This window comes from Sporomusa sp. (assembly GCF_057736855.1).
The window spans coordinates 21,252-30,697 of the sequence record NZ_JBYKYF010000003.1 but is presented as its reverse complement, the minus strand read 5'-3'; the positions used below and the strand labels follow the sequence as shown (position 1 = coordinate 30,697).

The following is a 9,446-nucleotide window of genomic DNA, read 5'->3' as shown; positions in this document are numbered from 1 at the left end:
TAGAAAGCCGCTTTTTGCCTTACGGCATAAAAGCGGCTTTGTCTACAATCTGAAAGAAGGCAGAAGCCTTCTTTTTTATTTATGTATCTAAGTTTGGAAAACGTGAAAAATCTTCCAAACTGGCTAGAATCGATGTATTCCTTTTTTACATTCAGGAAGATTTTCTATACTTAACTTATTTCTTGGAGATATAGTAGACGTCTTCATCGAGAAAATAGGATAACCATTTTATTATTGCCGACTTTGTTGCCACGTAATAAAAAGACTCTCAGGATACTCCCCTGAAAGCCTTAATTTATGGCGGAGAGGGTGGGATTCGAACCCACGGTCCCTGTTACAGGACACTTGATTTCGAGTCAAGCACCTTCGACCACTCGGACACCTCTCCGTATATCATTTTATTTTCTGCGTAACCGGAAAAACTCTTTCATAATGCCAGAACATTCATCAGTACGGACTCCGGCTGTTACTTCCAGCCGATGGTTGAGTGAGGAATGTTGTACAATATTAAACAACGATTCTACTGCTCCAGCTTTATAATCCGGACTGCCGTATACCAATCTGTCAATGCGGCTCATGACAAGTGCTCCGGCACACATGGGACACGGTTCTATAGTAACATAAAGTGTAGCTCCAGTCAACCGCCAACGATTCAACTTTTGGCAAGCTTCTCTGATAACAATGATTTCGGCATGAGCAGTAGCATCACGCCAACTTTCCCGCATATTGTGAGCGGCAGACACAACTTGATTATCCATCACCAACACTGCACCAATCGGTACTTCGCCGAACTCAAATGCCTTTTTAGCCTCAGCCAGCGCCAATCCCATATAATAGTTGTCATCCACGCTATCTCACCGCCGAATGGGCTTACCTAAAATGTTACTAAGATATTATATCCTGCTAACAGAAAAAAATCAATGTCATATATTAGCGTAAACAGGATAATAAGCCAAGAAGCCTAATTGGGCTCTTGGCTTATTTCTATTGGTAACCAAATATCTACTTATAAACTTTAATGCGTTCTTCCAAGGGTTGAAATTCTTTGTCACCAGGCGCTGCAGTAGGCTTACCAAAAGGCATTTGGGCAAGTAGCTTCCAATGTCCCGGAATATCCCACTCCTGTCTAACCGCTTCATCAATAAGCGGATTGTAATGTTGCAAGGAAACGCCAAAACCCTCCATTTCCAGAGCAGTCCAAACCACGAACTGTAACATGCCTGAAGAATGATTAGACCACACTGGAAAATTATCCCTGTATGTAGGAAATTGATTTTGTAGGTTTTCGACAATCTTCATGTCTTCGAAAAAAAGAATTGATCCATAGCCGTTTTTAAAAGAATTGATTTTTTCCTCAGTGGATGCGAATGTTTCTGCCGAAACAATCTTTTTTAATTCATTTTTGATAATATCCCACAACTTATCATGCTGTTTTCCCAATAAGATAACTACTCGTCCACTTTGTGAGTTAAACGCTGATGGTGTGAACTTAACAGCGTCTTCCACAATTTGCTGAATGCGTTCGTCGGTAGTAACAAAATCTTTACTAATGGCATAAAAAGTTCTTCTGTCCTTTACTGCGTCCAAAAAGTTTTTTGCCATAATACTACCTCCAATCGAATGCTCTTAGATTCAAAAAATGACTTATGTCTTTAGTATAACATAAAGGCAAGTATTACATAACACAATTCATTGTGATCAAATAAAATCAATTAATTGTTTTATTTTGTTGTAGAAAAAGCACTTAAATTAATTAAATTATTAACAAATTCGTCACTATTTTCCATGTTTTGCAGAAATAGCATGCTATAATTAATAAATTGTAGAAAAGAATGTAGAATTAGACGTTGGGCGCTAGAGGAGGAACTTGTAAATGACTTTTTACGAGATTTCTGTTGTCGTAACTCTATCTGCTACGTGTATTGTCTCAATCGTTTACTTCTTTTTATTCACTCTATACCGTCAAACCTATATTGGACAGTGGACCTTGTTTTGGATCGTCCACTTTGTATGTCAAATTTTTTACCGTACTCCTCTCCATAAACTTTCTTTAACTGAACTGATAGCCGTCCAACTTATTACAACTATAAACCATTTGCTATTAGTACTTGCAACAAATAAATTCTTAGAAAAAAAGGCATGCAAAGGCTGGTATCATGGGGCTATCGGAATTACTATCTTCTCCACTATAGCTATGTTTACTAACGTATCATTCCTAATAAAAACCATGCCAACAATTATTTTTGTAGCCTATGTTTACTTTTGGCATGGGTGGATCTTCTTGCATCTATCAGAAAATAAAGGATGGGGAAATGTTGCAGTCTGCCTAGCATTTTTGGGGTTAGGAATACATACCCTCGATATGCCATTTTTTATTAGTAATAAATGTTTTGCCCCGTGGGGATTTATGATAAGTGCCATTTTACGGGTCATCATAGCCTGTGGAATATTAATGCTTTACTTAGAACAAAATTCCAGAAAATTAGTGGAAAAGGAAAATCAATATCGTCTCCTGGCTGAAAATGCTGCAGATACCATTTACCTTTGCCAATTAAAACCAGTACCCCAAATTACCTATATCAGCCCTTCAATAACGAAACTCACAGGTTACAATATCAGCGAATTTATTGAAATCCCCGATTTATTCTTCTCCTTAATTCATCCTAGTGATACCTTACTTTTTAAAAAACTTATACAAGATCCAATTACTACTTCGTCAACTCCAACGATTATGCGTATTATCCGACGTGATCATAGTATTATTTGGGTTGAACAAACTACCGTTCCTATTTTTGATGATAAAGGTACATGTACCAGCTTTGAAGGGATCGTCCGCGACATTACTACACGTATACAACTGGAACAAACTGTCTCTCGCTTAGACCGATTAAATACAGTAGGCCAAATGGCGGCAAACGTAGCACATGAAATCAGAAATCCCTTAACAACAGTAAAAGGTTACTTACAATTTTTTCAACAAAAGCCATGTTTCGCAAATTACCAGGAACAATTTAATCTGTTAATTAGTGAACTTGATCGAGCGAATATAATTATCCAGGAATATCTATCTCTGTGCAAAAACCGAGCACGAGAACTAAAACCAACTCCACTCAACCAAATCATTCAAGGAATTTACCCGTTATTAAAAACTGCCGCTAACGCCTCGAGTAAGGATGTACACTATGTCTATGAAACAACACCAGCGGTATACCTTGATGAGAAAGAAATTCGACAGTTATTATTAAATTTAGTTCGCAATGGCTTAGAATCCATGGAACCTGGCGGAACCGTTACCTTACGGACTTATGTTGAAAACGACAATGTAATCCTATCAGTCAGTGACCAGGGAAAAGGTATACCTCAACATATTTTGGATAATATCGGAAAACCTTTTCTAACTACCAAAGAAAATGGAACCGGCCTTGGTCTGGCTGTCGTTTACAGGATAGCACACGATCATCAAGCCACTATCCAGGTTGATTCAAATCAGCAAGGAACAACTTTCCGTATATTATTTAAAATTTAATAATTACGTTAACTATTTATTGCAACAGGGAGTCCCTATGGGACTTCCTGTTGTATTTTTCTGTATTTTTTTTCAAAATTATAAAAATTTTACCATCTTCCTTTAAAGGAGGTGATGCCTTTGCTTGTATTTAGTATTTCCCAGACGTTTCTAAATTAAAAGGAGGATGATTTTATCATGGTGAGCAAAAGCAAAATGAATGATGCTACCGACCTTTCGTTTCAAGTTCGCATCGCCACTCACGCTTGGGAAAAACAGGAAATTTATCGTTTGCGCTATCAAGTCTATGTCCAGGAAATGGCTAAAAATCTGCAGACTTTTAATAAACAAGTTTCTGATCCTCTTGATAACCAAAGCATCTTATTGTATGTACAATCCGGACATTCCATTGTTGGTACAACTCGCCTTACCATTGACACTGCTGAAAATTACCCAGCCGACCTAGCAAAAACCTTTGACATGTATACTTTCAAAGCACTTTCCGCCGATCTACCAAGTTGCCATCTTGCCCTTGGCACCAAATTAGCGATTTTACCGAAATATCGAAATTCACCAATACTCTTTCTACTACTGGCAGAAACATACCGAATTCTTCGCGAACGCGCAGTTCCATTTTTCTTTGGAGGATGCAACCCCAACCTTATTCCTTTGTATGAGCGAATGGGTTTCAGAAGATTTACCCGCAACTTTACCGATCCTGGATATGGACTTCTTGTTCCTCTCGTAATGTTGGTTGAAGGGATTTCGCATTTTCAAGCTATTAAATCCCCACTTTATCGCCACGTCCGTAAATATAAAAATTCTTTAGATATATCACAACGCTTTTTACAAGCATTCCCCGAAGCATCCAAACACATCAATACTCAATTAGTCACTCGCGAAGGCTTATGGGAACATGTCCACAAACAATTACTGGTTTCTCCTCATACCATTCCAGCATTTAAACATCTTGATAAAGAGAGTATTATGGATATTCTGGCAATCGGCGCACTATTTCATTGTTCGCCTGGTGACTGCATTCTATACCCTGATAGCCCATGCAACGATGTATACATTCTTATCTCAGGCACTTTGCAGGTCAATGCAAGAACTGGGTCACGCCTATTGCGTCCTGGTGACCATTTTGGCGGTTTTGCACTTCCAGAACAAAACTGCCAAACTGAGTCAGTTTCAGCCTTAACCGATGCTGAGGTGTTTGTTTTACCTGGACAAGCTTTCACCCGTTATCAACAATTCCACCGGCATCCCGCTAACATCTTACTGAATAATATTTCAGCTAACCGTGAGGTTGCTGCTTGCTCACTAACCGAACAAGGAGGAAATGAAAATGAATAATAAAGGTATTGATATTTTATTAGTAAATAGCTTTGCCCCCAGACAACGCATTGCTTCTGATGCAGCACTGGAAAATGGATTAGCAGTCATTCGTACCTATCTCGAAGATCGCGGTTTTAGTGTATATGTGGTCGATGAACAACGGGTCTCCAGTGTCGAAAAGGGAGTACCCCGTTGGTGCACCTGGCTACTGCGTCAACTTGTCAAGCTACAATTAAACCAGTATGCCAGCAAGTTCAAACCATTAGCCCTGCTTGCCCTCCTGCTGGCTTGGCCGCTACAATCACTAGCTCTCTATTTCCGCAAAAATTATATGGACAAAGTTATCGACAATCTTGTTGCTTTAGTAAAAACCGATAATATTCCGTTTGTGGGAATTAAGGTTTGGGGAGGAGCCCCCTATACCTGGAGTGTTAAATTATCCCAAAAAATCAGGGAGGCAAATCCGGAAACCACGGTGATTGCCGGCGGACCGCATGTAAAGGTATATGGCGAGTATGTTCTGGCAAACCATGAGTTTGACCTAGCCATAATGGGCCCAGGGGAAGAAATCCTTGCCCATTTGCTTAACAAAAGGCAAACTGTCTCGACAAAAGCTGCCTTCCTCGAACTGGTACGACAGGAAATTGACTCTTTCCCGGTAATTAAAACCGGACACTATCATGAACAAGGCGACTATATGTTCCATTCCTTTACCGTTCCTAAGTACAGACCTGTAGACATGGTAGACAAGGTATGGTTTCATACTTTGGTCGACGGACTGGGCTGCACTTGGAATAAGTGCAACTTTTGTTCACATACCCGGCAGAATATCCACTATACGCCACGCCCGTTAGATGAAATTAAAGAAGAAATTACGGCAATGACTAGCCGTGGCATCGCCTTTTTCCGTTTCAGCAGTTCTGAAACCCCACTGGGACATGGCAGAGACATTGCCCAAATGATTCTTGATAATCACCTAAAAATTAACTACTCCATTTTTGCCCGGCCAATCAAAGTAACCGAGTATGTCTATGAAAGTTATCGCCTGATGATCAGATCCGGTCTCAGAGCCGTGTTCTTGGGTGGCGAAACTGGTCACGACGAAATTAATGACAAAATAATGAACAAAGGGGTAACACGCAAAGACATCATTGATACCATTCATTGCCTTAAGCTGGCAGCCGCGGCTGAAGGCCTGTCCTGCCAAGTGGTGTTGTCAATGATCTATCCGTGCCCTGTCATTCCCGGCGTAACATTGGAGGATGTCTTTGATCAAAATCTGAGCCTGATTCAAGAAGCCAATCCTGACGCAGTTATCATCAACCCGCCTGGTGTATTCCCCGGAACAGGTTGGTTTGACGACAGAGAAAAGTTAGGCTTTAAGTTAGGACCAAACTTTGTCAAGGAACTAATGAACTACGAATACTCCATATACAAACCGGTCGAGTTCTGGCGCAAACTGGACTATACGCTCAATGACCTTGATATGCCAAAAATACTCAAAGAAATCGGTCGTATGAATCGCGCTATCATTGAGCTGGGTATTCCTATTAACATTTCTGATGACTATCTGATGATGAGCCAAGCCATTGGTTATAGCTCAAAAGACGACCTCTTCGAGTTTAAGAAAACGTCTTTTGTTGATATAATCAGCGGCACTAGCAACTATATTAAACAAATTACAGAAAAAATAAATGAAAGTAGCAAAGTATTGGCAAAATCCAATCCTCTTATTCAGGGCACTCCTGTAACAAATATAGCCAAAGACGAAAATTTGACTAACGCGGGTTAAATTTTTGCTACCTGCAAACAGAATTGGGAACCGCCAAACGCGGTTCCCAATTATTTATCGTTTATCCCCAAGTACTCTTCTTATAATCCTTTCCAGTGCAGCCGCAAAGCGCCGGTCATCTTCCGAAGTTCGTCTGGCTGGTCCTTTGGTTCGGCCGCCACTCCGACGAAATTTAGCCTTGATTTCGCGTTCTTCCAGTAAAAATTCAAGCTTTTCGGGCCGATATTCCCTGCCTAACGGACTGAGGCAGTAGGCTGTCTTACCAAGCACCATAGTAGCCAATCCCCAATCCTGAGTAATAACAATATCCCCCGGCTCAGTTAAATTTATGATTTTGATATCCGCTTCCTGAGAATCACTGCCTACAAGGATATGATGGTCGGAAATAATATTATGATGAAAACTGGCTACCGTCCAAAGCGGGATGTCATACTTATGCCCTATTTGTCTGCACAGCGTCAGAACAGCCTTGGGGCAGGCATCCGCATCAACCAGGATTTTCATGACACGTTTTCCCAACTTTCCAGCTTCCGCCCAAAACATGTATTGCCAAACCAATCATGACCAGCAAAGCACCTAACTTCTGGCAAAGAGAAATTTCCTCTCCCAGCACCAAGGATGAACTCGTCATTCCCACCACAGGTACCAACAGGGCAAACGGAGATACCACCGCGGCAGGATAGCGGGAAAGCAGTTTTCCCCATAACCCATAACCAACCAGAGTAGCCAAATAGGCTAAATAAGCAATCGCCCCAACGCTTCTCCAACTCGGTGCCTGCCAGACAGCCAGCCAGGCATCATACCCTTCCAGCAGTAATGACAATGCCATTAACGGCAATATAGCCAAAAACCCAATCCAAACGATCAGAGACAAGATAGGAAAAGCCTGTACTCCTAAAGTAGCCCGACGCATAATAACATTGCCGACACCCCAGCAAGCCGCGGCAGCTATAACCAACCAAAATCCAGTTGCCGTCAACTCACCGCCCTGCTGGGAAGCAATCAGCGTCATACCGCTGCCTGCTAAACCAAGCCCCGCCAGATGGTTCCAACGCCATTTTTCTCCCAGCCACACGATTCCTGTCAATAAAGTAAAAAAAGCCTGGGACTGAAGCACCAACGAAGCCAGGCCGGCTGGCATCCCCACCTTCATCCCCATAAATAGCAAAGAAAACTGACCTACATTAAGTGCTAAACTTAACGCAATCAACCAAGACCAGGCAATCGGCGGCTTTGGCAGAAAAAAAATCATCGGAATACAGGTGAACGCAAAACGCAGTACTACCAATAATAGTGGCGGAATATCCTGTAAACCCATTTTGATGGCAATAAAATTAAGCCCCCATACAGTAACAACCACTAACCCGATAAGTATATCCGTTTGTCGCATTATTGCCGGCTCCTACCTTGTGCTTTCTAGGCACATTTACTTTTTAATATTATTTTTTTCGGCAAACGCCAGACATTCCTGACCAGAGGATTCCTTTACCACCGCAGCAGGATTTTTATAGCTTTTAAATCCCATGGCCTTACAACCATAGGGGAAAGTCTTATCCCAGGTAATATAATAATACTGGCATTTGACACATTTCGGTACCTCGCTCATTGGCCACCTCATCACTAAGCATGTCAAGCCGTTTACTTCATGATTGTAATATGTTATTATACCAAATTTACAATTTCTTGTCATTATGCCGGTATAATCCCAGTACATCTTAAGGATCAGGAAAGATTCCATACTGCCAGCGAACTGCCTGACACCACAAAAAATGATGACCTCCACCCTATTTTTTAGAATGAGGCCATCTGTCCTATATACTTAAACGAATTTTTTTCTGTTGTTAAACTTATCTTTGCGTTTTTTACTTTAAAAACGGATTGCTAAATACAAGAACAATTGCAATAACAGCGGCGATAATTGGAATAGATTCAATAAGTCCTACCGAAATTAACATAGATACAAGAATGGAGTTTTTCGCCTCAGGTTGGCGAGCAATATTTTCCACCGCTTTTGCAGTAACCTGTCCATCACCCATCGCAGCGCCAAACGCCGCCAAGCCAACCACAATAGCAGCGGCAATGACTGAAGCTGCAATAATAATAGCCTGTTCCATTGCTTTTACCTCCCTAATACGATGCATTTCAAACAATCTTACATGTTGTCCTTTAACTCACTAGCTCAGAACGTTTTTTGATATATCTCCCCTTTACTAACTGCATTTTTGTATTTTATTTATGAATTTTCCGCTAGGCTTCATCATGATGGTCTTGCACTGCCCCTGACAAATAAGACATGGATAGCATAGTAAAAATCAATGCCTGAATAACGCCGACAAATACACTGAATGCCAGCCATAATGTTGGCACAAAAAAGGGAACTAAAATACCCAAAATAATGATTAAAATTTCTCCAGCCAGTATATTGCCAAAAAGACGGAATGACAGTGTAACCGGTTTGGCCAACTCTTCAATGACATTAATCGGAAGAAATAGAATATTAGGTTTAAAATAATGTTTTATATAGGAAATAAGGCCCCGATTCTTAATCGTCAGTCCATGTACCATAACAACAACCAACAACGCTAATCCTAAGGTCGTGTTTAGGTCATTAGTCGGTGACGTAAATCCCGGTACCAAACCCAACCAATTAGAAATAAGCAAAAATATAAATAAAGTCATAATAAACGGGGCAAATTTTTTCCCATTAGGACCGATAGTAACCTCAATTTGGTTAAGCAAGCCCTCAATAATGAGTTCTGCGAAATTTTGCCAGCCCCGCGGCACCAAAGTGATTCCCCTACTGGCTATAAC

10 protein-coding genes and 1 tRNA gene are annotated in these 9,446 nt (G+C 40.9%); 3 read left to right on the top strand and 8 right to left on the bottom strand.

The window, feature by feature from the left end:
* Positions 1–298 precede the first annotated feature (298 nt).
* From AC29Z1_RS00570 to AC29Z1_RS00560, 3 genes are all read right to left on the bottom strand, one after another.
* A tRNA-Ser gene (locus AC29Z1_RS00570) sits at positions 299–388 on the bottom strand.
* Between the two features lie 10 nt (positions 389–398).
* Entirely contained in the window at positions 399–848 is a 450-nt protein-coding gene (gene tadA, locus AC29Z1_RS00565; protein WP_488269507.1) for a tRNA adenosine(34) deaminase TadA, read from the bottom strand.
* 154 nt (positions 849–1,002) lie between these two features.
* Entirely contained in the window at positions 1,003–1,602 is a 600-nt protein-coding gene (locus tag AC29Z1_RS00560; RefSeq protein ID WP_488269506.1) for a nitroreductase family protein, read from the bottom strand.
* Between the two features lie 271 nt (positions 1,603–1,873).
* On the opposite strand from AC29Z1_RS00560, the gene AC29Z1_RS00555 reads away from it, so the two are divergent.
* From AC29Z1_RS00555 to AC29Z1_RS00545, 3 genes are all read left to right on the top strand, one after another.
* Positions 1,874–3,526, top strand: a complete 1,653-nt coding sequence (locus AC29Z1_RS00555) for an ATP-binding protein (protein WP_488269505.1) — start codon at positions 1,874–1,876, stop codon at positions 3,524–3,526.
* Between the two features lie 177 nt (positions 3,527–3,703).
* Positions 3,704–4,861: an N-acyl amino acid synthase FeeM domain-containing protein gene (locus tag AC29Z1_RS00550; protein ID WP_488269504.1), complete on the top strand. Its 1,158-nt coding sequence runs from the start codon at positions 3,704–3,706 to the stop codon at positions 4,859–4,861.
* Entirely contained in the window at positions 4,854–6,635 is a 1,782-nt protein-coding gene (locus tag AC29Z1_RS00545; RefSeq protein WP_488269503.1) for a B12-binding domain-containing radical SAM protein, read from the top strand. Before AC29Z1_RS00550 ends, AC29Z1_RS00545 begins: the two co-directional genes overlap by 8 nt.
* 54 nt (positions 6,636–6,689) lie before the next feature.
* Here the strand turns inward: AC29Z1_RS00545 and AC29Z1_RS00540 are convergent, their stop codons facing one another.
* The 5 genes from AC29Z1_RS00540 to atpB all read right to left on the bottom strand — a co-directional run.
* A complete protein-coding gene (locus AC29Z1_RS00540; protein ID WP_488269502.1) occupies positions 6,690–7,139 on the bottom strand; it encodes a YaiI/YqxD family protein in 450 nt (149 codons plus the stop codon).
* Complete coding sequence (locus AC29Z1_RS00535; RefSeq protein ID WP_488269501.1) at positions 7,123–8,025, bottom strand: EamA family transporter; 903 nt, start codon at positions 8,023–8,025, stop codon at positions 7,123–7,125. Before AC29Z1_RS00535 ends, AC29Z1_RS00540 begins: the two co-directional genes overlap by 17 nt.
* A 36-nt stretch (positions 8,026–8,061) precedes the next feature.
* On the bottom strand, positions 8,062–8,241 hold the full coding sequence (locus AC29Z1_RS00530) for a uracil-DNA glycosylase (protein WP_488269500.1): 180 nt from the start codon (positions 8,239–8,241) through the stop codon (positions 8,062–8,064).
* 256 nt (positions 8,242–8,497) lie between these two features.
* On the bottom strand, positions 8,498–8,749 hold the full coding sequence (gene atpE, locus AC29Z1_RS00525; RefSeq protein ID WP_488269499.1) for a F0F1 ATP synthase subunit C: 252 nt from the start codon (positions 8,747–8,749) through the stop codon (positions 8,498–8,500).
* Positions 8,750–8,882: 133 nt separating this feature from the next.
* The coding region (atpB, locus tag AC29Z1_RS00520; RefSeq protein ID WP_488269498.1) for a F0F1 ATP synthase subunit A at positions 8,883–9,446 on the bottom strand (564 nt) is incomplete at its 5' end.

Bases quoted from the DNA above. Each gene is read 5' to 3' on its own strand.
- AC29Z1_RS00560 (WP_488269506.1), bottom strand. From the start codon at position 1,602: ATGGCAAAAAACTTTTTGGACGCAGTAAAGGACAGAAGAACTTTTTAT.
- AC29Z1_RS00555 (WP_488269505.1), top strand. From the start codon at position 1,874: ATGACTTTTTACGAGATTTCTGTTGTCGTAACTCTATCTGCTACGTGT.
- AC29Z1_RS00550 (WP_488269504.1), top strand. From the start codon at position 3,704: ATGGTGAGCAAAAGCAAAATGAATGATGCTACCGACCTTTCGTTTCAA.
- AC29Z1_RS00545 (WP_488269503.1), top strand. From the start codon at position 4,854: ATGAATAATAAAGGTATTGATATTTTATTAGTAAATAGCTTTGCCCCC.
- AC29Z1_RS00540 (WP_488269502.1), bottom strand. From the start codon at position 7,139: ATGAAAATCCTGGTTGATGCGGATGCCTGCCCCAAGGCTGTTCTGACG.
- AC29Z1_RS00535 (WP_488269501.1), bottom strand. From the start codon at position 8,025: ATGCGACAAACGGATATACTTATCGGGTTAGTGGTTGTTACTGTATGG.
- AC29Z1_RS00530 (WP_488269500.1), bottom strand. From the start codon at position 8,241: ATGAGCGAGGTACCGAAATGTGTCAAATGCCAGTATTATTATATTACC.
- atpE (WP_488269499.1), bottom strand. From the start codon at position 8,749: ATGGAACAGGCTATTATTATTGCAGCTTCAGTCATTGCCGCTGCTATT.